The sequence below is a fragment of the Streptomyces bacillaris genome (genome assembly GCF_003268675.1).
GTDB classification, from domain to species: domain Bacteria; phylum Actinomycetota; class Actinomycetes; order Streptomycetales; family Streptomycetaceae; genus Streptomyces; species Streptomyces bacillaris.
This window is the reverse complement of the sequence record NZ_CP029378.1, coordinates 1,366,159-1,389,111: the sequence shown is the minus strand read 5'-3', so window position 1 is coordinate 1,389,111 and position 22,953 is coordinate 1,366,159. Positions and strand designations below refer to the sequence as shown.

Here is a 22,953-nt window from a genome sequence, read left to right as displayed (position 1 = left end):
GTGCGGTCGGCCGAGCGCATGCTCGCGGCGTTCTCGAATTTCGCGGAACGGGGGGTGAAACCTCTGCGACACGCCTATTGACATGGCTGGAACATTCGGTGCCTCATATGGGTGCGACATCCGGCCTCTGTCGGGAAACCGGGGTTCCGCAACTCAGTGGCCCCGGGGCTGCTTCCGTCCGCAGGTGCTCATCGGTGCCAGCGCGTTACCAGGCGAACGTCACTCACGCGATCCGATTCCCGCCCTCCGTTCAGGCGACGGCAACGTTGTCCAGGAGGTAGCACGCCGACCGCCCGCCGAGGCCGTCCCCGGACCGTGCGGCACGCGCAGTTATCGGCCGAGCCGCTCGACAAGCCGTACCCGGAATGCCGTTGATCTTCCCGGACCAACCGCCAGGGCTGTTGCAGCCCCCACTTGAGGAGAGACATGAAACCTCCGCGGAGAAACACCCTGTATACGGTCGTCGCCATGACCGTGGCCGGCCTGGTCGGTGCCGTGCTGGCCGTCTTCGGAACGGCCACCAGCGCGGCAGCCGCCACGGGGCTGCGGGTCACCGACGGTCGTGTGTACGAGGCCAACGGGAACGAGTTCGTGATGCGTGGCGTGAACCATGCCCACGTCTGGTACCCGAGTGAGACCGGCTCGCTCGCCGACATCGCCGCCACCGGCGCCAACACGGTCCGGATCGTCCTCGGCAGCGGGGACCGCTGGACCAGGACCAGCGCCTCCGAAGTCTCCTCCCTGATCGGCCAGTGCAAGGCGAACAAGCTGATCTGCGTGCTGGAGGTGCACGACACGACCGGCTACGGAGAAGACGGTGCCGCCGCATCACTGGACCAGGCCGCGGACTACTGGGTCGACGTCAGGAGCGCCCTGGAGGGACAGGAGAACTACGTCGTCATCAACATCGGCAACGAGCCCTTCGGCAACACGGGCTACACCGCCTGGACCGAGGCCACCAAGAACGCGATCGGCAAGCTCCGCGGCGCCGGCCTCCACCACGCGCTGATGGTGGACGCACCCAACTGGGGCCAGGACTGGTCCAACACCATGAGGACCAACGCCGCCGCCGTCTTCGCCTCCGACCCGGACCGCAACACCATCTTCTCGATCCACATGTACGGGGTGTACGACACCGCTGCCGAGGTGCGGGACTACCTCAACCACTTCGTGAACAACGGACTGCCCATCGTCGTGGGCGAGTTCGGCGACGCGCACAGCGACGGCAACCCGGACGAGGACGCCATCATGGCGACCGCCCAGTCGCTGAAGGTGGGATACATCGGCTGGTCCTGGAGCGGGAACGGGAGCGGAGTCGAGTACCTCGACATGGTCAACGGCTTCGACGCGGACGCGCCCACCAGTTGGGGCAGCCGCTTCCTCACCGGGGCCAACGGAATCTCGACCACCTCCGAGCCCGCGACGGTCTACGGTGACGTCCCCGGCGGCGGGGGCGGCACGGCCCCGAACGGTTACCCCTACTGCCTGTCCGGTTCCTCGGACCCCGACGGTGACGGCTGGGGCTGGGAGAACAACCGCTCCTGCGTGGTCCGCGGCAGCTCGGCGGACCCGGGCAGCGGTGAGGGGGGCACGGCCCCGAACGGTTACCCCTACTGCCTGTCCGGTTCCTCGGACCCCGACGGTGACGGCTGGGGCTGGGAGAACAACCGCTCCTGCGTGGTCCGCGGCAGCTCGGCGGACGGCTGATCGTTCATGCCCCCGGAGCGGCGCCACGCCTGCCGACCACGGCGGACAGGCGCCGCCCCCGGACCGCTCCCCGTGAGCGTCGGCTTCCGAAAGCCCTCGCCGCGGACGCGTTGCATCCGGCGGCGGCCCGGTCGTCCCCGGGCCGCCTGCGCCGTCCGAGCGACATGCCTCCTGGAGCGCTCCAGACCGCCGCCCTCACGAGCGGATCCCGGCTCCGGCTCCTGACCGAGGTCGGCGGAGCTTCCATGAACGAAGAGAACTGACGGGGCGGCTGTCGTTCATCTCTGCTTCCGGTCGTCTCCAACCACGGCTTCTACGGTTTCGACCGGCTGTCCCCTACTGAGGAGTATCGTGAGCGCCACCGCTTTTACCGCCCTTGCCGCCACCTTGCTCATGGTGGCCGGGGGCCCGGCCCCCGCCTCCGGACCGGTGCTGGTCAACGCCGGCATCGAGACGCCCGCCGTGCACGACGACCCGGCCGGCGGCAACGCCGACGCCGACGACCCGGCCGTCTGGGTCGACCCGGAGCATCCCGGGCGCAGCATCGTCATCGGTACTCTCAAGGAGGCCGGACTCGATGTATACGGTCTCGACGGCAAGAGGATCCAGCACATCGCCGCGCCCCCGGCGCCGAGCGAGGAGGGCGCGGTCGGCCGTTTCAACAACGTGGACGTGATCTACGGCTTCGAACTCGGCGGGAAGAAGACCGACCTGGCGCTCGTGAGCGACCGGGGCCGCGACCGCGTCCGCGCCTTCGCCATCGACCCCACCGCTGTGGCGGCGGGCAGGCCGCCGCTCAAGGACGTCACCGCGCCGGACGTCAAGCCGGTCTTCGCCTCCGGCGAGTCCGAGGTGGAAGAGCAGCGAACGGCGTACGGGCTCACCGCGTTCAGCGATGACGACGACGCCTACGTCGTCGTGTCGCAGCGCGAGAAGACCCGCCTGCGCCTGCTGCAACTGAAGGACCGCGGTGGCAGGGTCGGTTACGAGACCGAGGACACGCTCTCGCTGCCCGGCAGCTTCGAGCTGCCCGACGGAACCGACTGGGCCCCGTGCGGCGACCCCGGGGAGCGTCCGCAGGTCGAGGGCATGGCGTTCGACCAGGAGGAGGGCGTCCTCTACGCCGCGCAGGAAGCCGTGGGCCTGTGGCGCATCGAGCTCGACGACGAGGAGTTCGACGACGCCGATCTGATCGACCGGGTCCGCGAGTACGGCACGCCGTGGACCTACGACGAGGAGGCGGACGAGGAGTGCGTCCTCGACACGGCGAACGACCCCGGCTACGGCGGCAAGCACCTGAGCGCCGACGTTGAGGGCGTCACGGTCTACCACGCCGCCGACGGCGCCGGGTACGTGCTCGCCTCCAGCCAGGGCGACGACACCTTCGCGGTGTACGAGCGGGAGGGCCGCAACGCCTACGTCGGTTCCTTCGCGGTCACCGGCGGCCCGGCCGTCGACGGCGTCCAGCACTCCGACGGCTCCATGGTCGTCAACGTGCCCTTGGGCGCGGCGTTCCCGCAGGGCCTGCTGATCACCCATGACGGCGACGACACCCCCGCGGACGGCGACCGGGAGGGCACCAACTTCAAGTTCACCCGGTGGGACGCCGTGGCCGGCGGATTCCCCGAGCCGCTGACGGTCGACACCACGTCGTTCGATCCCCGCGACGCGGGCTGATCCGATCGAGCCCCTGGCACGTGTCCCGCACGTGCCAGGGGCTCGCCTCGTGGAGGGCAGCGGCATCCCCGGCGGCACGGTATGCGGCGGCAGTACGTGCGCGGGAATCCTGCCAACACCCCACCTGTGGTAGTACAGGAGGCCCGATCGGCCTCCTCCGGCGTTCATGCGGCTGCCGGAGGAGGCGGGAGAATCGGGCCTCCCGGACCACGCCTCACCCCGAAAGAGCAGGCCCCATGCCGTTCGCCGACCTCCGACCGGATCAACTGGACTCTTTTCGCGAGGAGATACCGGAGCCCGACGACTTCGACGCCTTCTGGGACGAGAGCCTCTCGCTGTCCCGCGACGCCGGAGGCGATCCGCGCCTCACACCTGTCCTCGACACGCTGATGTCCACCGTGGACATCCACGATCTACGGTTCCCCGGCTGGCGCGGCCAGACCGTTGCCGCCTGGTTCATCACCCCGGCCGGGGCCCGGGGCCCGCTGCCCACCGTGATCACGTACATCGGCTACAGCGGCGGCCGCGGCCTGCCCACCGATCACCTCGGCTATGCGTCGGCCGGGTACGCCCATCTCGTCGTCGACAGCCGCGGCCAGGGACACGACACTCCTGACCCCGACGAGAGCGGTGGCCCCCAATGGGTGCGGGGCTTCATGACCCGTGGCATCCAGGACCCGCGTGAGCACTACTACCGCCGCCTCATCACCGACTGCGTACGGGCCGTCGACGCCGCACGGTGCTTGCCTCGGGTCGACCCCGACCGGATCATCGTACAAGGAGCCAGCCAGGGTGGCGGGCTCACGCTCGCGGTCGCGGGACTGGCGGGCGGAGACATCGCGGCAGCCCTGCCCGACGTGCCGTTCCTGTGCCACTTCAGGCGAGGGGCGGAGACAGCCACCGAAGGGCCGTACACCGAAGTCGTCGACTACCTGCGCCACCACACCCGCGACGCCCCCGACCGCGCGTTCGCCACGCTCGGCTACTTCGACGGCGTGCACTTCGCACGGCGCGCCCAGGCTCCCGCCCTCTTCAGCGCGGGGTTGATGGACCCGGTCTGCCCACCGTCCACCGTCTACGCGGCGTACCACCGCTACGCGGCCCCCAAGGCCATCAAGGTCTGGCCCTTCGCCGACCATGCGGGAGGCCAGGGAGCCACCCTCCCGGCCCACCTGCGCTGGCTGCAGGGTCAGGGCCTGGCGCCCACAGGCCGCGACTGAGGGCCTTCCAACCTCACGCTGTCGCGTGGTGAAGGACGAGAGCGGGCCCTTTGCCACACCGCGCTCCATCACAGGGCGGCTCCGGATCGGCTCCAGGGCGTGGCCGCAGGCGCCAGAGGGCCTGACCGACATTGTCGGCCAACTCGGTCAGGCCGGGCAGACCGGTATCTTCGGCGGCACCGGGATCCGTGTCCGCCGCCCGGCCCCCGGTCGCAAGGACCGGAGCACGTGCATCTCCGGCAAGAACAAGCAGAACGTCGTGAAGGCAATGGTGTTCACCGAGGGAGACGGACGACTGCCGTTCTGCCCGACCCCACCAGGCATCTGCGCGGACACCACCCACGAGTTGGGGTTGGTCGAGCTCCTGGCCGACGGTCCAGCGGTCGAGATACTTGCCGATGCCGACTATCAGAGACTCGGAGCGCACAGGTCGGCGGACGCGTCGTGACGCCACCGCACCGCACGTTCAAGAAGAATGCCCCGGACCGGTGCGAGGACCTGCGTGAACGTCAGGGCAAGGCCCACTTCTCACGCCGCATCCGGGTCGAACACGGCGTCGCCCGCCGTCTCTGACGGAGTGTGAGGTGGTCGTTCTGGATCAGATAGCGCGGGTCAATCGATGTGTCGGGCCCGCCCGTCGAGCGGCGCGTCGGCCTTGGGCTCCGGCAGGGGGAGGCGCTCGGGCTTTCCATGGAGGGAGGACATTGGCTTCGCCACGGAAGTCGTCCACGTCCGGCGGCAGGTCAAGATGGTGCGCGAGGCTGTGCTTCGCCCTCCCCAAGGGCTGCAAGGTACGGGACGTGCCGCTGCCGTCCAGCGTGGCTCGGGCCCTCCAGCAGCACACGGAGCAGTGCGCGCCGATCCCGGTCACGCTGCCTTGGACGCTCCGACTCCTGCCGAGACGCCGGTGGAAGCCAAACACCGGCGGCCGAGGGCCTACCGCCTCTTGGTGACAGGACGCGAACAGAAGGCCGTCAACCGCGACTACTTCAACCCCTACGTGTGGAAGCCCGCTCTGGCTGCGGCGGGCGTGATCGCTCCGCTGGAGGAGGGCGCCGACGGCGCTCGCGTGTGGGAGCCGTCCCGGGAGCACGGCTTCCACGCCCTGCGCCACTTCTTGGCCTCCGAGGAACTGGAGGCTGGTGAATCGATCGTCTCCCTGGCACGCCGGCTGGGGCACTCCGCCCCCGGGTTCACGCTGCGGCAGTACTCCCACTTCCTGCCCCGCGCCGGCGCACGGGGCGCCGCCGCCATCGACGCGATCTTCGCGTAGCTGCGGCCGGTCGGCAGATCCTGTGGAGCGTGGCCCGTATCCCGCCGCGGGTTCAAAGTCCCAGGGAAGCCGCCGCAGCCCTCCCTGGCCCGCTAATTGGCAGGTCAAACGGGGTGCGGCGGCATCCGCTCATCAAATGTCCCGGAACTCCATACGATCTTGGGACCGGCTCCCACGATCCGGTGCACGTCCTTACGCAGGGTCGGCGTGTCCGAGTCGATCCGCCAGTGTGTACACGTCTGCCCCGCCGTTGATCATCATGGACGCATACAGGTGTCGGAGGGCGTGCAGCATCTTGTTGCGGGACTTCTCCCAGCGCCGTCCCTTCTCGTTGGGATGGAGAGGCTTGATGAGGCCGGCCGCCGCCAGAGCAGGCTTCCAGCGCTAGGAGGTGAACCAATTCGACTGATTGGCGGTCTTCTCCCGGATGTTGAAGATCAGTTGCACCGTGGCCAGGCCGCCGCCTTTGCTGCCCCACGGCCGGGTCACCTCGATGGGCGGGTACTTTTCCAGTTCGTCCACGGCCGCGAAATCACCATGAAATGGCGGTCAACGCCCGGAGAAGCTCGGCCCGAAGACGTCCGCACACAGCCTGGGGCTCCATCCCACGCAGGGGCGCCGCCAGCCGCCACTCACCGGAGTTGTGGCGGTACATGATGTGCTTCGCGGCGCTGCCGCCCTTGATACTGCCCAGGGACTGGGTGTCGTACTCCATGAGCCGGCAGTACGTCATCCCGGGGCCGGGATTGCTCCAGGCCCAATGGGTAGCGCTCCGGGGGCAGCGTGGGCCACTCCTCCAGGAGAAATTGGGCCAGCACCTGCTTGCGCTCCTGCTCCGCGCCGGCTTCGTCCTTGGCGGCTGTGCCCCGGTCGAACCGGGCCGCTGCTTCCCATACCCCCACACCCGTCGGTCATGGGGGTCATGATGCTGGAACGGTGATGGTCGCAGGGGGTGTAGGGCGTTTCGGGCCTGCGTGACCGCGTCCGCCGCACCGGCCGGCAGGAGCCCCGCCGTCGCGTGCCATGCTGTGGCGGTCTCTCAAGGGAGGGTGACATGACAGAGAAGCACCTGACGCATAAGCAGGCGCTTGCTGCTGTGATCCAGGCGCTGGGTGGCAGCTGGGACACGGAACGCGCCGTACTGGCCCTACGGGTCGCCGGATATTGGCCGACGGACGACGAAGCCGCGGGCAAGGAAGCCCGCCGCAACCTGCGCGAGCTCGCCGACGACGGTCTGATCGTGAGGCCGGAGTCGGATCAGGCCGTCTACCGGCTGGCGTAACCGTCACCGCGGCGCTCCGACGCCCACCGTCAAGAGGCGGCAGGCTCCTGGAAGCCGTTCGCTTCGATGTGGGCGATGGCTGACGGATGGGTGGTTAGCCACTCGCCGCACACTCGCCAGTGATGGACGCTGCCGTCGCGGAACTCGGTGCGCACTTCCGCGACGAGCTTCTTGTCGCACTCGCCGCTCGTGGCCATGGAACAGATGACCGTGCCGTGCTGCTCGAACGCCGGAATGTACGGGTGGATCGACAGGATCGGAGAGCGCATCTCCCGCGCTGCTGAGTGAGACATGGCGCGGAGAGTAACAACGCGGCTTCGCCGACTCCTTACGTTCCGTGAAATACCCGGTCGGCGGTCACGACTCGCCTTCCTCCCCCAGCTCGTTGATGAGCGGTACGAGGAGCGGGTGGACGGAGAAGCCGGACGCGCGGCCGCCGGGGTCCGCGTCGTACTCGGCCTTCAGGACCTGGACGGCTGATTCCGGGATCTTGCCCAGGTTGCGCAACAGGCCGGCGATGCGGGTGACCGGTTTGGTAAAGCCTCTGAGGGTGAAGTTTCCCCATGATCCTGGACACTTGTTCGTTATGCCGCGAGGGTGTTTTGACGCCGCTGCCTGGTCTCGGCCGGGGTGAGGTACCCGAAGGTCTTGTGCTTGCGCAGGCGGCGGCGGTTGTAGAAGGTCTCGATGAAGGTGAAGACCTCGGCGCGGGCGGTGGCCCGGTCGGGCCAGGTCCGAGTTCCGATCTCTTCCTTGAGCAGGGTCCGGAAACTCTCCGCAGCCGCGTTGTCGGAACACGATCCGGTGCGTCCGCAGCTCTGCCGCAGCCCCAACTCCGTTATTCGATGCGCGAATTGCGCCGATGTGTACTCGCTGCCGCAATCGCTGTGGATCACGCATCCGGGCTCAAGACCGCCTCGGCCGTGGGCCATGTCGAGCGCGTCCACGACGAGCTCGGCGCGCTGGTGATCAGCCATCGCATAGCCGACGACCTCGCGGGTGGCCAGGTCCAGCCAGCGGGCGAGGTGGAGCCAGCCCTCGGCCGTCGGGAGGTAGGTGATGTCGCCGACCAGCCGGGTGCCCGGACGCGCGGCGTGGAAGTCGCGGCCGATCAGGTCCGGGGCTGGCTTCGCCTTCGCGTCCGGCCGGGTCAGCGAGCGGTGTCTGCGGCGGGTGACGCCGCGGATGTCGCGCTCACGCATGACGCGGGCGATGCGCTTGCGGTTCACCCGGCGCCCCAGGCGGCGCAGTTCGTCGCGCTCGGCGCTGGTCAGCTCGCGCGGGGCGTCCTCGCCCCGGCCGGCTTTGGCTCGGCGGTACCAGCCGCGCAAGGACTCCGAGCTGATGCCGAGTTCCCGGGCGACCGCGGTGACCGTCTTGTCCGAGGAGTCGACGAGCGCGATCGCGTCCCGCTTGAACTCCTCGGTGTACCGCTTCGTGTACTTGCTTCCCACCTGGTGCTACTTCCTCTGGAACCTCAAGATCCCAGTCTCCAGGTGTCCACGATCAAGGCGAAGCTTCAACCCGTCCGTTGCGCTCCACGCCTTGTGCTCGGCCGTCCGCCACTGCTTACGGGCTTGGCCGCGGGCCCGTTGCGAAACAGCACCGGTATGCCGAAGCTGTCGGCGTAGGTGAGCGGCGGCTCGTCGGGGACGTGCGCGGGGATCATCGGCGTCATGGGACAACCCTGGCACGAGCCTCGACGCCCCTGGGGCGGACGTTGCGAGGTTCCTTCGGTGACAACTCTGCGTGAAGGTAGACGGCTGCTCAGGTTGGCCTGACGCATCGTCGACTATGCAAGATCATCTTGCACATGTGTTGCACAAGGCACTGAAAAACAACAGTGATCAGTGACGGGCCGTGGAGGTGAGTATTCGCAGCTCAGATGGCATGCTGCGGTGTTGTGCCCCTTGGGTCCAACGGGCACAACACCCCGCCCGTCAGATGTCCCGGAAGATCTCGATCTGCGCCCCCACCGAGTTGAGCCGCTCCGCCAGTTCCTCGTAGCCCCGGTTGATGACATAGACGTTGCGCAGTACGGAGGTGCCCTCGGCCGCCATCATCGCCAGCAGGACCACCACCGCCGGGCGCAGGGCGGGTGGGCACATCATTTCGGCGGCGCGCCAGCGGGTGGGGCCTTCGACCAGGACGCGGTGGGGGTCGAGGAGTTGGAGGCGGCCGCCCAGGCGGTTGAGGTCGGTGAGGTAGATCGCGCGGTTGTCGTAGACCCAGTCGTGGATCAGGGTCTGGCCGTGGGCGGCGGCCGCGATGGCCGCGAAGAACGGGACGTTGTCGATGTTGAGGCCGGGGAACGGCATCGGGTGGATCTTGTCGATCGGCGCCTCCAGCTTGGAGGGCCGGACGGTGAGGTCCACCAGGCGGGTGCGGGCGTTGTCGGCCGCGTACTCCGGGGTGCGGTCGCAGTCGACGCCCATCTCCTCCAGGACCGCCAGCTCGATCTCCAGGAACTCGATCGGCACCCGGCGGATGGTGAGTTCGGACTCGGTCACCACGGCGGCGGCCAGCAGGCTCATCGCCTCGACCGGGTCCTCGGAGGGGGAGTAGTCCACGTCCACGTCGATCCGCGGGACCCCGTGCACGGTGAGGGTCGTCGTGCCGATGCCGTCGACCCGTACGCCCAGTGCCTCCAGGAAGAAGCAGAGGTCCTGGACCATGTAGTTGGAGGAGGCGTTGCGGATGACCGTCGTGCCGTCGTGGCGGGCGGCGGCCAGCAGGGCGTTCTCGGTCACCGTGTCGCCGCGCTCGGTCAGCACGATGGGGCGGCCGGGGGAGACCGAGCGGTCCACCTGCGCGTGGTACAGCCCCTCGGTCGCGGCAATCTCCAGGCCGAACCGGCGCAGCGCGATCATGTGCGGCTCGATCGTGCGGGTGCCCAGGTCGCAGCCGCCCGCGTACGGCAGGGTGAACTGCTCCATCCGGTGCAGCAGCGGGCCCAGGAACATGATGATCGAACGGGTCCGGCGCGCCGCGTCCGCGTCGATCGCCGCCATGTCCAGCTCGGCCGGCGGGACCAGCTCCAGGTCCACGCCGTCGTTGATCCAGCGGGTGCGCACCCCGATGGAGCTGAGCACCTCCAGGAGCCGGAACACCTCCTCGATCCGGGCCACCCGGCGCAGGACCGTGCGGCCCTTGTTGAGGAGCGAGGCGCAGAGCAGCGCGACGCAGGCGTTCTTGCTGGTCTTGACGTCGATCGCGCCGGAGAGCCGGCGGCCGCCGACGACCCGCAGATGCATGGGCCCGGAGTAGCCGAGCGACACGATCTCGCTGTCGAGGGCTTCGCCGATGCGGGCGATCATCTCAAGGCTGATGTTCTGGTTGCCGCGCTCGATGCGGTTGACGGCGCTCTGGCTCGTGCCGAGCGCCTCGGCCAGCTGCGTCTGTGTCCAGCCCCGGTGCTGCCGGGCGTCACGGATGAGCTTGCCGATGCGTGCGAGGTAGTCGTCTGACATGGCGGCAGGTTATCTCAGATATGAGATGAGGCTGTCGTGGGGGTGTGCCGTTCGAGTGACAGGAGTGCAACGGCCGCCGTCCGCCGTTCCATCGTCTCCCGGGTGGGGTCGAGCGGCGCAGGGCGTGCGTCCGTACGGGGGGCGCACGCCCTCCTCGTGCCTCATCCCCTCCGGTCGCTCCTCATCCCCTCCGGGCCGCCAGCCACTCCAGCGCCTCCGCCCCCGCCTCCAGCACCGAGATGTGCCCCGCCCCCGGGCGCAGCCGCAGTTCGGCCGTCGGGCAGTGTTCCGCCAGCCAGCGGCTGTGGTCGGCGGGGGCGATCCGGTCCTCCTCGCCGTGGAGCAGGAGCAGGGGCGCCGCGATCGTCGCGGGGTCGAAGCCCCACGGGGCGACGTACGCCAGGTCGTCGGTGATCGGGGCGTCCGGGCCGCCCTCCAGGGCCGGGCCCACCACCTCGTCGAACCAGGACCAGATGGAGGCCAGCGCCTCGTGGTCGGCGTCGGTGAACATGTCCGGGTCGTACGCCGCGCCCGCCTCGTACGCCTCCTTCGCCGCCCGCCCCTCCGCCGCCGCCCGCAGCGAGGCGGCCGAGGAGGGCACCATGCCCGCGTACCAGTCCAGCCCCTCCGCGTCGTACGGGGCGAGGCCTGCCACCGTCGCCGCCCCCAGGACCCGGTCGCCCAGCAGGGCGGCGCAGGCCAGGGCGTGCGGGCCGCCGCCGGAGTGGCCGAGGACGGTGAACCGGCCGACGGCGAGCGCGTCGGTGATGGCCCGTACGTCGGTGGCGGCCGAGGCCACGGTCCGGTCCGGGAGCGGGGACGAACCGCCGTAGCCGGGGCGGTCGTACGAGATCCAGCGGACGCCCAGCGCCTCGGCGGCGGCGAAGAGCGGCGCGGGCGGGGCGCCGGTATTGGGCGTGCCGTGGTGCCAGAGGACGACCGGGCCGTCGCCGCCGGTGTCGTACACATGGAGCGTGCGGCCGTCCTCCAGCCGCAGATCGCTCTCGCTGACCTTCACTCCGTCACCCCTCCGCCGTGCGAGCCTCTTCCGCCGCACGAGCCTATCCATCGCCTCTCGCGGGAGAGCCGCGGATCACTCCGGTCCCGGAGGCAACCCGCGCGTTCGACTCCCCGTCTCGCTCTCCGAGAGCGCGTTCGAACCGGATACAGACCAACGGAACGGACGTGCGCAGAGCCAGGGTTGAGGAGGAGCTTTGATACGTGGCCGGAAAGCATGGGCCACCGCGGTAGCGGTGCTGACGGTGGCGGGGGTGGCGCCGACGGGGGCGTACGCCGCCCCCGCGCCGCCGGAGGTGCGCACCGCCACCGCCGCGGCCGATGCCGGGGGGACACTGCCGCCGGGCTGGCGCATCGCCGCCGAGAACGGGCGCAACCACCTGGAGTGGCGGGCGCCCGAGCCGGTCCCCATGGGCGACGCCCGCGTGGAGTTCCGCGCGAACGGCGCACTCGTGGGCGTACCCGAACCGCAGGACGACGGCCGGACGTTCCGGCTGCCGCTCGAAGAGGTCCGCACCGCCGACCTGGACGACCTCCGGGTCGAGGCCGCCGGGCGCAGGCTGGACGAGGGGGAGACCCCCGGCTCCGGCGCGAGCCGCCAGGCGAAGCCGCCCGCCCCGAAGCTGCCGCCCAAGCTGCCCGCGGGCACCGTCGACCCGGGCAAGGCGGGCTCGTACGCCACCACGACCACCGAGTACGACCTCCCCGGCGTCAAGCTCCCCGGCTTCCCCGAACGCGTCGAGATGCGCGGTGTCGTGGTCGCCCCGACGAAGGCCCCCGGCAAGCGTCCGGTCGCCCTCTTCCTGCACGGCCGCCACGCCACCTGTTACGTCCCCGGCAAGGACGGGGAGGCCTCCGGCGCCTGGCCCTGTGAGAAGGGCAGCAAGCCGATCCCCAGCCACCGGGGCTATCTGCGCGACCAGAAGCTGCTGGCCTCCCAGGGGTACGTGACCGTCTCCATCTCCGCCAACGGCATCAACGGCCAGGACTGGCAGGCCGAGGACGGCGGCGCGCAGGCCCGCTCCTCGCTGATCCGCAACCACCTCGGCCGCTGGGCCGACTGGGCCGCCAAGCCCGCCTCGGCGCCCGCCGCCCTGCGCAAGACGCCCAAGGCCGACCTCTCCCGGGTGCTCCTCGTCGGGCACTCGCGCGGCGGCGAAGGCGTCAACCGCGCGGTGATGGACAGCCTCTACCAGCCGCCGGCCGCCCAGGACGGCTACCGCTCCAAGGCCCGCTGGAACATTCGCGGCACGGTCCACATCGGCCCCACCCTCTTCGGCCACAACCCCGTGCCGGACGTTCCCTCGCTCACGATCCTGCCCGGCTGCGACGGTGACGTCGCCGACCTCCAGGGCCAGGTGTTCACGGACGGCACCCGTGGGGTCAGCCGGGGCAAGGCCCTGCACAGCTCGGTCTACATGGTCGGCGCCAACCACAACTACTTCAACACCGAGTGGACCCCGGGCCAGGCCAAGGCCCCGGCCGACGACGACTTCTGGCACGACGAGGAAGCCCCCGACCCGCTCTGCTCGCCCGGTGCCGCCGGGCGGCTCACCGCGGACCAGCAGCACAAGGCGGGTGCGACCTACATCGCCGCCGCCGCGCGGCTCTTCGTCGGCGGTGACGACCGCGTACGCCAGCTGGTCGACGGCACCGGCCGCCGCGCCCCCTCCGCCGACCCCGCCCGGGTGCTGACCCACGCGGTCGGCGGCAACCGGAGCGCCGGGTTCCTGCCCGACGACCCGCAGGGCCCGCCGAAGGTCACCGGAGCCCGGCTCTGTGACGCCGTCGCCCCCGGCCGCTCCGCCTGCATGGGCGAGAAGGACCCCGGCACCTCGCCGCACTTCGCGTACTGGAACCCGGAGCACGAGGCCGGCCGCCGCGCGATCGCCCTGGACTGGAAGAAGCCGGGCACCGTCGCCCGGGTCACCCCGGGCAGGCCGGTCGCGGCCAAGGGCGCCCAGAGCCTCGCCCTGCGCATCGCCGTACCGCCGAACACCGGCAACACCCGCTTCGACGTCCACGTCAAGGACGCCAAGGGCAAGCGCGCCAAGCTGGGCACCGTCCGTATCGACGGCCTCCCCGGCACCGACCGGACCAGCTCGTACTGGGCCCAGGAGGTCCGTGTCCCGCTGGCCCCCGCGACCCGCGCCAAGCTCGACCTCGGCCGGATCGCCCACCTGGAGCTGACCCCGGTCTCCTCCTCCGGCAAGGCGTGGCTGATGGACGCCTGGTCGTGGAAGCCGGGCACCCCCGCGGCCCCGGCCGCGCCCCTCGCCCGCGTCGACATCGGCCGCCTCACCGTCAAGGAGGGCGACTCCGGCTTCCGTACGTACCAGGTGCCCGTCCGCACCACCGGCAAGAACGCCGGGACGGTCCGGCTGTACGTCATCGACCCGGACACCGGCAAGTCCACCGGGAAGCTCGTCAAGGTCGGCCCCGGCACCGCCGGGATCAAGGTCAGGGTGAAGGTCGAGGGCAACAAGCGCTACGGCTATGACAAGGCCCACGACATCGCGGTCAAGGCGGTCCGGGGGACGGTCGTCGGCGCGGACTCCGGCGGCGTCACCGCCGAGAACGACGACCCGATGCCGAAGGTGACCGTCAAGCCGGTCGCCACCGACGTCACCGAGGGCGCGCCGCTGACGTGGCGCATCGCGCTCTCGGAGAAGGCGGACATGGAGATCTGGACGCTGGCCCAGCTGGTCCCCGTCCCCGGCGGCCGCCCGGAGCTGTCCACGGCCGACGTGGACCGGGAGTGGGTGTCCCAGCTCGTGGACGAGATCCCGGACCCGGCGATCCCGCTCTCGAAGGTCCCGTACGGGACGCTGTGGACGTCGGTCCCGGCCGGGCAGGCGTCGGTGGACCTGACCGTTCCGACCGTCCGTGACCAGGAGAAGGAGCCGGCCGAGTACGTCCGCTTCCAGTTCATGAACGACGACGAGCAGCCGCTCGGCGCGCCCGTCGAGGGTACGGTCCGCGACGCGTCGTAACCGCACCGCACGGCATCCCGCTCGGGCCCGCCCCCTCCGCCATCCGCAGAGGGGGCGGGCCTCCGTGCGCCGTGGTTCTCTCCTGTGACCGCCCGCATCGCGTCCACGGGCGCGGGTAGGAGCGGTGGAAGGGCATCCGGGCACGCGGACGGAAGGCGCCCGGATGTGTGAGAGGGCACCTGGGCATGACCGAGCGGCGGCTATGTACTAGAGTTATCTCGACATCGAGATATGTGCCGAGGCGCACCACAGCCGCCGCCCGGTAAGGGTTACCTAACTAAGCCTTACCTTAGCGGATGGTCGGGGCCGTAGGCGGCACAACGCGGTGCCCGCTGCCAATGAGGCGCGGCGCGGTAGACGCGCACATTGAAGAAGGAGACTGTCGTGTCGGCGAACAGCTTCGACGCCCGCAGCACGCTGCGCGTGGGCGACGAGTCGTACGAGATCTTCAAGCTGGACAAGGTCGAGGGCTCCGCGCGCCTCCCGTACAGCCTGAAGGTCCTGCTGGAGAACCTGCTCCGTACCGAGGACGGCGCGAACATCACCGCCGACCACATCCGGGCCATCGGCGGCTGGGACTCCCAGGCTCAGCCCAGCCAGGAGATCCAGTTCACGCCGGCCCGCGTGATCATGCAGGACTTCACCGGCGTGCCCTGTGTCGTGGACCTCGCCACCATGCGTGAGGCCGTGAAGGAGCTGGGCGGCGACCCGGCGAAGATCAACCCGCTGGCCCCGGCCGAGCTGGTCATCGACCACTCCGTCATCGCCGACAAGTTCGGCACCAAGGAAGCCTTCGGCCAGAACGTGGAGCTGGAGTACGGTCGCAACAAGGAGCGCTACCAGTTCCTGCGCTGGGGCCAGACCGCCTTCGACGAGTTCAAGGTCGTCCCCCCGGGCACCGGCATCGTCCACCAGGTGAACATCGAGCACCTGGCGCGTACGGTCATGGTCCGCAACGGCCAGGCCTACCCCGACACCCTCGTCGGCACCGACTCGCACACCACCATGGTCAACGGCCTCGGCGTGCTGGGCTGGGGCGTCGGCGGCATCGAGGCCGAGGCCGCCATGCTCGGCCAGCCGGTCTCCATGCTCATCCCGCGCGTCGTCGGCTTCAAGCTGACCGGCGAGCTCCCGGCCGGCACCACCGCCACCGACCTCGTGCTGACCATCACCGAGATGCTCCGCAAGCACGGCGTCGTCGGCAAGTTCGTCGAGTTCTACGGGCAGGGCGTCGCCGCCACCTCCCTGGCCAACCGCGCCACCATCGGCAACATGTCGCCGGAGTTCGGCTCCACCGCCGCGATCTTCCCGATCGACGACGAGACGCTGAAGTACCTGCGCCTGACCGGCCGCGACGAGCAGCAGGTCGCCCTCGTCGAGGCGTACGCCAAGGAGCAGGGCCTCTGGCTGGACCCGGCCGCCGAGCCCGACTTCTCCGAGAAGCTGGAGCTGGACCTCGCCACGGTCGTCCCCTCCATCGCCGGACCGAAGCGCCCGCAGGACCGCATCGTCCTCGCCAACGCCGCGCAGCAGTTCGCCCAGGACGTCCGCAACTACGTCTCCGACGACGAGGAGGCGGGCAAGGAGTCCTTCCCGGCCTCCGACTCCCCGGCCACCTCCAACGGCATCCCGTCGAAGCCGACCACCGTCACGGCCCCCGACGGCTCGACGTACGAGATCGACCACGGCGCCGTCACCGTCGCCGCGATCACCTCCTGCACCAACACCTCGAACCCGTACGTCATGGTCGCCGCCGCGCTCGTGGCGAAGAAGGCGGTCGAGAAGGGCCTGACCCGCAAGCCGTGGGTCAAGACCACCCTCGCCCCGGGCTCCAAGGTCGTCACCGACTACTTCGACAAGGCGGGGCTCACCCCCTACCTCGACAAGGTCGGCTTCAACCTCGTCGGCTACGGCTGCACCACCTGCATCGGCAACTCCGGCCCGCTGCCGGAGGAGGTCTCCAAGGCCGTCAACGACAACGACCTCGCGGTCACGTCGGTCCTCTCCGGCAACCGTAACTTCGAGGGCCGCATCAACCCCGACGTCAAGATGAACTACCTGGCGTCCCCGCCGCTGGTCGTCGCGTACGCCATCGCCGGTTCGATGAAGGTCGACATCACCAAGGACGCCCTGGGCACCGACCAGGACGGCAAGCCGGTCTACCTGGCCGACATCTGGCCCACCGAGGCCGAGGTCAACGACGTCGTGGCCAACGCCATCGGCGAGGACATGTTCAACAAGTCCTACCAGGACGTCTTCGCGGGTGACGCCCAGTGGCAGGCGCTCCCCATCCCGACCGGCAACACCTTCGAGTGGGACGCCGAGTCCACCTACGTGCGCAAGCCCCCGTACTTCGAGGGCATGGCGATGGACCCGGCCCCGGTCGAGGACATCACCGGCGCCCGCGTCCTGGCCAAGCTGGGCGACTCGGTCACCACCGACCACATCTCCCCGGCCGGTGCCATCAAGGCCGACACCCCGGCCGGCAAGTACCTCACGGAGCACGGCATCGAGCGCCGTGACTTCAACTCCTACGGCTCGCGCCGTGGTAACCACGAGGTCATGATCCGCGGCACGTTCGCCAACATCCGCCTGCGCAACCAGATCGCGCCGGGTACCGAGGGCGGCTACACCCGCGACTTCACCCAGGACGGCGGTCCGGTGTCGTTCATCTACGACGCCTCGCAGAACTACCAGGCCGCCGGCACCCCGCTCGCGATCCTCGCGGGCAAGGAGTACGGCTCCGGCTCGTCCCGCGACTGGGCCGCCAAGGGCACCGCGCTCCTGGGCGTCAAGGCCGTCATCGCCGAGTCCTACGAGCGCATCCACCGCTCGAACCTCATCGGCATGGGCGTCCTCCCGCTCCAGTTCCCCGAGGGCCAGAACGCCGAGACCCTCGGCCTCACCGGCGAGGAGGCCTTCTCCTTCACCGGCGTCACCGAGCTGAACAACGGCACCACCCCCCGTACGGTGAAGGTCACCACCGACACCGGTGTGGAGTTCGACGCGGTCGTCCGCATCGACACTCCCGGCGAGGCGGACTACTACCGCAACGGCGGCATCCTGCAGTACGTGCTCCGCAGCCTGATCCGCAGCTGAGCCACGGCGTGACGCAAGGGCCGCACCCCGGGACTCCCGGGGTGCGGCCCTGCCGCGTGCGTACGGGATCTGCCCGCTGACGAGTTCGTGGGTGGCGTACGCGAATCTCAGTGCCTGTGTCGCCCCGTGGCGGAGGTGCACCAGCGTGGTCAACAGCCGGTCTGGGAAGGCCAGTTTGTGGTTCGTTCCGGCATCGCGGGTGCGCTTCTTCGCGGCACAGCCTGAGGTGATCCGGCCCGGCACCGGGAGAACGGCCGACGGTCAGTAGCCACCGGACACCCATGGGCCGTACGCGATCCTCCAGTCGCAAGCGTGGACCGAAGCGATGCCGTAGCTGACGTGTCGGCAGAATGCTGTCGGGAAGTGACCTGGCATGAGTCCGTTGTGCGGAGCCGTTTCAAGGGGAGACCGATGCCGACAAGCAGGCGCCTGGACGGTGCGGGACTCGAGCGGTTACGCATGCTCACCGAGCAGAACGTCGTGGGCATTTGGGATGGTGAAGCCTTCTGCGGGACAGGGTTCCTGGTGACGCCTGATACCGCCCTCACCTGCGCGCACGTGGTAGCCGGACGCGAAGAGGGCAATATGGCGGCGACGGTTGAGGGGCGCACGATCACGATCGGCGTCGTGCGTCGCGTACCCGAGGTGAAGGGCGCGGGAAGCACCTATGACTTTCCAGATCTCGCCGAGTTACGGCTCAGCGAGCCCGCGCACGATGCGCAGGGGGTGTGGCTCGACCAGGCGGGCCCGACGCAGGCGGTGTCCGTGTCCGTCCACGGATTCAGCGGGCACACGTTGGAACCGGGCGTACAGCCCGACACCCTGCACCTGACGGTGGCCGGTCGCAGCGGACGCTTCGTACGGCTCCAGTGGGACCAGGTGGTCCAGGGATTCAGCGGCGGTCCAGTGCTCGATACGACGACGGGGCGCGTGTGCGGGGTGCTCAAGGCGTCACGCCACGAGAAGGGGAGCTCGGGGGTTGGCTGATCCCCATCGACGCCGTGAGGGAACACCTGCCGGGACTGCTGGAACGCAACCACGCGGCGCACCGGCCCGGGACGAACTGGTTCGATCTCGCCCGCGACCGCAGGGGCCGGCAGACAGACCTCTTCGGCCCGGAGCCCGTCGGTTCGCTTTCGGGGAACACGCCGGCGCAGATGCTGGCACGCGGAGCCATGCCGTTCGTGGAGCGCCCAGAACTCGGCGAGCTGCAGAAGTGGTGCTCTGAACACGACGGCCAATCGCTGCGCCTGCTGTACGCGCCGGGCGGTTCGGGCAAGACCCGCCTCTCCGCCGAACTGTGCCGCAGGCTGCGGCGGACGGGCTGGATCGCGGGGTTCGCGGACAAGGAGTCACTCGGCGACCCTCTGCAGCGGCCTCAGTGGCTGAAAGACCTCACCGACGCACTCGCCGCGGATTTCCCCTGCTTGGTGGTGTTCGACTACGCGCAAGCGCGGCTCGGCGACATCAGCGCTCTTCTGAGGCATGTGCACCGATATCGACCTGATGGGATCACCCTGCGTGTGCTGCTGCTGGCACGTTCCGAGGAGCCCTTGTGGGACGCGCTGAAGGAGGAGTTGGAAGAACACCACATAGAGGACTGGGCTTTGAAGGGAGCGAGCTCGCGGAGGCTGCCCAACACACTGACTGCCAGGGATCCCGGCACCCTGCTCACCGAGGCGTTCGGAGAGTTCGCGCGTCAGCTGGAATGCTCCTGGGTGCTCATGCCGCCTTCCCTCACGCACCGGGCCGGCCGTCAGGACTCGATGCTGGGAATGCTCGCGGCTGCCCTCGACGCTGTCCTCACCCTGCGCCAGGGCGAGGAGTGGAAGGAGAGCGACGATCCGCTGGCACGGATCTGTCGGCACGAGATCACGGGATGGTACGCCCTGCTCAAGGACCGTCTCGGGACCGGCGGTGTCCTGGCGGGGCGCACGGGACGGCTGATGGCAGAGGGCTTGCTGCTGTTGCCCACTCTGGCGCAGCGGCGGGACGGGGGCGAGCTGATCGCGCTGCTGACTGCCGTGCGCAGCGGCGCCTTCCCGGGGCAGCCGCCGGTCAACGCTCCCGCAGTGCGTTCCTGCCTGCGCGCGCTGTATCCCGCAACGGACGACCAGCACGTCGCACCCCTTGAGCCTGACCGACTGGGCGAGATCCTGGTACGGCGTGTGCTGGCGGAGCCCGAGAGTTCCGGCGACACCGTCGCCTACCTGGGCGTTCTTCTGGACGTCTCCGCGCTCGGGGACGAGCGAGCGCGGGACAGGTCCGTGCTGGAGACACTGGACGTGCTGGCTCGGGCCCGCGGCTGTACGAGCGTGGGTCGGGTCGCGGACCATCCCGCCCACGCGATCCTCGACCGGGCGCTCGCGCAGGTCGTGCGCGACGAGCCCCGAGCCCTGGTGCCGGCCCTCGTGACCGTCGCTGCGCGGGTGCCGCACCCCGAACCCCTGCTGGACCTGGTCCGACCGGTGTTGGTGACCTGCGGGACCGACCTGCTTCACCTTGTCGAACCCCGACTGCCCAGCTATCCGTCCGGCCTCGCCCCCCTGTCGGCGCTCGTGCTCCAGCGGCTGCTCCAACTCCCCGACACAGCGGGCGACGACGCCGGTCGCCACCTGCGTCTGAGGCGTCTGCGCAGGTACAGCCTGCGGCTGGAGGAGAGCGGGCGCCGGGAGGACGCCTTGAGGGCAGCCGACGAGGCAGTCGTACTGAGCCGTGATCTCGTCCGCAGGTCCGCGCAGTACCGACCCGACTACGCAGCGGCCCTGCACACTCTGGGCCTGCTGCGGCACAGGTCCGGAGAGACGGAGTCGGCGCTTGCTCTCAGCGCCGAGGCGGTGTCCCTGTACCGGCAACTCATCGGGAGTGATCCCGGCAGACGGCATCGCACCTTCATGGACATGGCGGGCGCGCTGAGCTTGCTGGCCCTGCTGCGGCTGGGAGACGCGCAGTTCAGCGGCGCGGCCCGGGATGCGGCCGAGGGCATCGTGCGGTGCGAGCAGGTGCCGGAGGGAGCACGCGACGACGATGTGTACCTCGCCTGTCTGGAGACCCTCGCCGAGTGTCGTCATCGCACAGGCGAGACCGAGCAGGCACTCGTCTCCAGCAGGCAGGCGGTCGAGCGGCTGGAGGAGCTGCTCACGCTCCGGGCCGACCGCTATCTCGCCAGGCTGCCCGAAGCCCTGCAACGCCATGGATTCGGGCTGATCCGGGCCGGGCGCTTCAGCGAGGCCTACCGGACGCTGAGCCGGGCGGCGTCGGAACGCGCGGCGCTACCGCTGCGTACCTCGCGGCGGCTGCGTGAGCAGCAGTCGCAGGTTCTCCGGGTGCTGCTCCAACTCAGCGACGAACTCGACGAATTCGCACATGAACGCCCATCATGGCTGCAGATGACGACCGTGCTGGACGGTCTCACGAGCTGACAGGAGTACGGCCCAGATGGACAACGAGGCGTCCGCCCACGCTGAACCCCCGCCCATCCGCCGACAGCGGGCAGTGGAGGTCTTCCGCAACCGCTTCGGGGTGCTGTTCGACGATGAAGTGCTCTCGCCGTCGGGCGGGCAGGGGCGCTATCTGCGCTGGCAGTGGTCCCACGGCGGAGTGGTGATCGTCCCCATGGGGGAGGACGGCTTCGCGTTCGTTCCCACGTATCGCTACCCGATCGGCGAAGTCTCCCTGGAGTTCCCCCGGGGTGGTTGCGAAGCGGACGAGGAACCGGCTGCCGCGGCCGCACGGGAGCTACGGGAGGAGACCGGCTTCGACTGCGCCCCGTCCGGGCTGCGCCCACTGGGCGTCATTCACGCGGAGACAGGGCTGATCGAATCGGAAGTGCGCGTCTTCGCCGCCGAAGTCCGCCGCGCCGGACCGGCAGACGTCCTGTCGACCGCCGCACCGGAGGCCATGGAGTCGGTGGCCGAGCCGGTCTGGGTCTCCCGTACGGAGGTGGCGAAGTGGTTGCAGAGCGGCCGCGTCACCTGTGGCGTGACACTGGCCGCCCTGTCGCTCGCGCTCGCGGACGTCTCCGGCAGCGGCTCCGTGCCGCTGATGGGGGAGTGCCGTCCGGATCAGCCGACGTAGGCTCCCGTGACGACGCGCTGCCGCATCTGCCATGCGTCGAGTTCTCCGACACCGGCCGCACCGTCGGCGGCCGGCACACTCCGGTCGAGGACCCGGAGGTCGAGGTAGTCCTGGTCCCTGTCGGCCATCGGCACATCGAGTCCGGCGCCGAGTGCGCCGGTCAGCGCGTCCTGGGAGAGGCTGAAGCGCATCAGGTTCCGGTTGCCGTCCAGGACCGCCCGCGCGCGCTCATCGGTGTCGCGGAAGGCTCGGTCGAAGGCCTCCCGCATCCACGCGCTGAACTCCGTTACAGCCTCGGTCAGTCGGGATGCGTCCGGTTGGATGCCTCGTCGCAGCAAGCCCAGTTGGCGAACGAGGAAGCCGCGGGACGGTTGCTCGGTGGCTTCCAGGAACACCTCGACCGGCAGCCTGCCCAGCAGGAAGCCGTCGAGCATGCCGGCGTGCAGCGTGGTGGACTCCACGAGCGTATGCACGGCCGCGGTGGAGGGGGGCTCGACACTGCGCGGGGCAGCGGTCCCGGCCCCCAGCGCAAGGGGGAGCGACTGGCGGTACGACTCGCCCGCGGCACGGTCCACGGAGGCCATGGCGAGAACCACTTCGGTGCTTCCCGACGAGTCGGCCCGGAAGGACTCCTCCCAGTCCCTGAGGGATTTGAAGTACAGCGGCTCCTCACTTCGCACGAACTCCAGCGCGGCTTCCACCGCTCTGCGTGTTTCTCCCCGGGCGTTCCGCACCTGCTCCTCCAGCAGCCGGACCACTCCGGACTTGAAGGCAGCCGATACGGCATCAAGGCCGTAGGGGACCGCGTGCGCCCGCGTCAGGCTGTCCATCAGTTCCGCGTACGCGGAACTGGGCACGTGCTCGACCTGCCGCAGCTCTTGGGCATCCCGGACGGCCGCCAGCGACTGCCCGTCACGGCACGCGATCCGTATGCGGCCGCTGTCCAGGAGCGGAGCGAGATCCGATCTCACGGCTCGGCCGACGGCCTCACGGGAGGACACCAGGGCGCGGAAGGGGGGAGTGTTGAGCGACTGTGAATCGCCGACGAGAAGCGTGTCGGTCAGGAGCACGTGGAACAACACCCGTGCCCGGAGGTCCGCGGCGCTCGCGATGGGTGACTGCCGATGGATCTCCACGT

20 protein-coding genes are annotated in these 22,953 nt (G+C 69.8%); 12 read left to right on the top strand and 8 right to left on the bottom strand.

Translation table 11 applies throughout. From position 1 onward, the window contains the following. Positions 1 to 468: 468 nt before the first annotated feature. The 6 genes from DJ476_RS05735 (at position 469) to DJ476_RS05715 (ending at position 5,877) form a co-directional block, all read left to right on the top strand. Positions 469 to 1,707: a cellulase family glycosylhydrolase gene (locus tag DJ476_RS05735; protein WP_404827463.1), complete on the top strand. Its 1,239-nt coding sequence runs from the start codon at positions 469 to 471 to the stop codon at positions 1,705 to 1,707. A 351-nt stretch (positions 1,708 to 2,058) separates the two neighbouring features. Beyond that, on the top strand, positions 2,059 to 3,384 hold the full coding sequence (locus DJ476_RS05730) for a phytase (RefSeq protein WP_112490002.1): 1,326 nt from the start codon (positions 2,059 to 2,061) through the stop codon (positions 3,382 to 3,384). 236 nt (positions 3,385 to 3,620) lie between these two features. Further along, positions 3,621 to 4,604, top strand: coding sequence for an acetylxylan esterase (locus DJ476_RS05725; protein ID WP_103419508.1), 984 nt, complete (start codon positions 3,621 to 3,623; stop codon positions 4,602 to 4,604). A gap of 28 nt (positions 4,605 to 4,632) precedes the next feature. Beyond that, positions 4,633 to 5,052, top strand: coding sequence for a hypothetical protein (locus DJ476_RS35405; RefSeq protein WP_241565666.1), 420 nt, complete (start codon positions 4,633 to 4,635; stop codon positions 5,050 to 5,052). Further along, positions 5,049 to 5,177, top strand: a complete 129-nt coding sequence (locus DJ476_RS35400) for a hypothetical protein (protein ID WP_318294386.1) — start codon at positions 5,049 to 5,051, stop codon at positions 5,175 to 5,177. Before DJ476_RS35405 ends, DJ476_RS35400 begins: the two co-directional genes overlap by 4 nt. Positions 5,178 to 5,553: 376 nt before the next feature. Then, entirely contained in the window at positions 5,554 to 5,877 is a 324-nt protein-coding gene (locus tag DJ476_RS05715; RefSeq protein ID WP_318294385.1) for an integrase, read from the top strand. 384 nt (positions 5,878 to 6,261) lie between these two features. Here the strand turns inward: DJ476_RS05715 and DJ476_RS35395 are convergent, their stop codons facing one another. Together DJ476_RS35395 and DJ476_RS05705 are read right to left on the bottom strand one after the other, a co-directional pair. Then, complete coding sequence (locus DJ476_RS35395; RefSeq protein ID WP_318294384.1) at positions 6,262 to 6,399, bottom strand: hypothetical protein; 138 nt, start codon at positions 6,397 to 6,399, stop codon at positions 6,262 to 6,264. A gap of 10 nt (positions 6,400 to 6,409) precedes the next feature. Continuing rightward, entirely contained in the window at positions 6,410 to 6,592 is a 183-nt protein-coding gene (locus DJ476_RS05705) for a hypothetical protein (protein WP_146066229.1), read from the bottom strand. Between the two features lie 339 nt (positions 6,593 to 6,931). Between DJ476_RS05705 and DJ476_RS05700 the strand changes: the two genes are divergently transcribed. Further along, positions 6,932 to 7,159, top strand: a complete 228-nt coding sequence (locus tag DJ476_RS05700) for a hypothetical protein (protein WP_112490001.1) — start codon at positions 6,932 to 6,934, stop codon at positions 7,157 to 7,159. Positions 7,160 to 7,188: 29 nt separating this feature from the next. Here DJ476_RS05700 and DJ476_RS05695 read toward each other — a convergent pair whose 3' ends face one another. The 5 genes from DJ476_RS05695 to DJ476_RS05675 form a co-directional block, all read right to left on the bottom strand. After that, positions 7,189 to 7,452, bottom strand: coding sequence for a hypothetical protein (locus DJ476_RS05695; RefSeq protein ID WP_112490000.1), 264 nt, complete (start codon positions 7,450 to 7,452; stop codon positions 7,189 to 7,191). 64 nt (positions 7,453 to 7,516) lie between these two features. Then, positions 7,517 to 7,666, bottom strand: coding sequence for a hypothetical protein (locus tag DJ476_RS34390; RefSeq protein ID WP_162638627.1), 150 nt, complete (start codon positions 7,664 to 7,666; stop codon positions 7,517 to 7,519). Between the two features lie 77 nt (positions 7,667 to 7,743). Continuing rightward, positions 7,744 to 8,613 (bottom strand): IS3 family transposase, encoded by an 870-nt coding sequence (locus DJ476_RS05690; protein ID WP_112489999.1) that lies wholly within the window; start codon positions 8,611 to 8,613, stop codon positions 7,744 to 7,746. A gap of 486 nt (positions 8,614 to 9,099) precedes the next feature. Then, entirely contained in the window at positions 9,100 to 10,629 is a 1,530-nt protein-coding gene (locus tag DJ476_RS05680; protein WP_070202443.1) for a helix-turn-helix domain-containing protein, read from the bottom strand. A 181-nt stretch (positions 10,630 to 10,810) separates the two neighbouring features. Further along, entirely contained in the window at positions 10,811 to 11,647 is an 837-nt protein-coding gene (locus tag DJ476_RS05675) for an alpha/beta fold hydrolase (protein WP_112489998.1), read from the bottom strand. A 196-nt stretch (positions 11,648 to 11,843) separates the two neighbouring features. Here DJ476_RS05675 and DJ476_RS05670 point away from each other — a divergent pair, with 196 nt between their 5' ends. The 5 genes from DJ476_RS05670 (at position 11,844) to DJ476_RS05650 (ending at position 21,815) form a co-directional block, all read left to right on the top strand. Further along, a complete protein-coding gene (locus DJ476_RS05670) occupies positions 11,844 to 14,639 on the top strand; it encodes a hypothetical protein (RefSeq protein ID WP_112489997.1) in 2,796 nt (931 codons plus the stop codon). 384 nt (positions 14,640 to 15,023) lie between these two features. Continuing rightward, positions 15,024 to 17,738 carry an aconitate hydratase AcnA gene (gene acnA / locus DJ476_RS05665; RefSeq protein WP_103420457.1) on the top strand — a complete coding sequence of 905 codons (2,715 nt, stop codon included), beginning with the start codon at positions 15,024 to 15,026 and terminating at the stop codon, positions 17,736 to 17,738. A gap of 459 nt (positions 17,739 to 18,197) precedes the next feature. Next, complete coding sequence (locus DJ476_RS05660) at positions 18,198 to 18,725, top strand: trypsin-like serine peptidase (RefSeq protein WP_162638625.1); 528 nt, start codon at positions 18,198 to 18,200, stop codon at positions 18,723 to 18,725. Between the two features lie 14 nt (positions 18,726 to 18,739). After that, positions 18,740 to 21,160: a hypothetical protein gene (locus DJ476_RS05655; RefSeq protein WP_112489995.1), complete on the top strand. Its 2,421-nt coding sequence runs from the start codon at positions 18,740 to 18,742 to the stop codon at positions 21,158 to 21,160. A 16-nt stretch (positions 21,161 to 21,176) separates the two neighbouring features. Then, positions 21,177 to 21,815: an NUDIX domain-containing protein gene (locus DJ476_RS05650; RefSeq protein ID WP_103420453.1), complete on the top strand. Its 639-nt coding sequence runs from the start codon at positions 21,177 to 21,179 to the stop codon at positions 21,813 to 21,815. Here the strand turns inward: DJ476_RS05650 and DJ476_RS05645 are convergent. After that, a complete protein-coding gene (locus tag DJ476_RS05645) occupies positions 21,803 to 22,951 on the bottom strand; it encodes a hypothetical protein (protein WP_146066255.1) in 1,149 nt (382 codons plus the stop codon). The genes DJ476_RS05650 and DJ476_RS05645 overlap by 13 nt on opposite strands. Between the last annotated feature and the right edge of the window lie 2 nt (positions 22,952 to 22,953).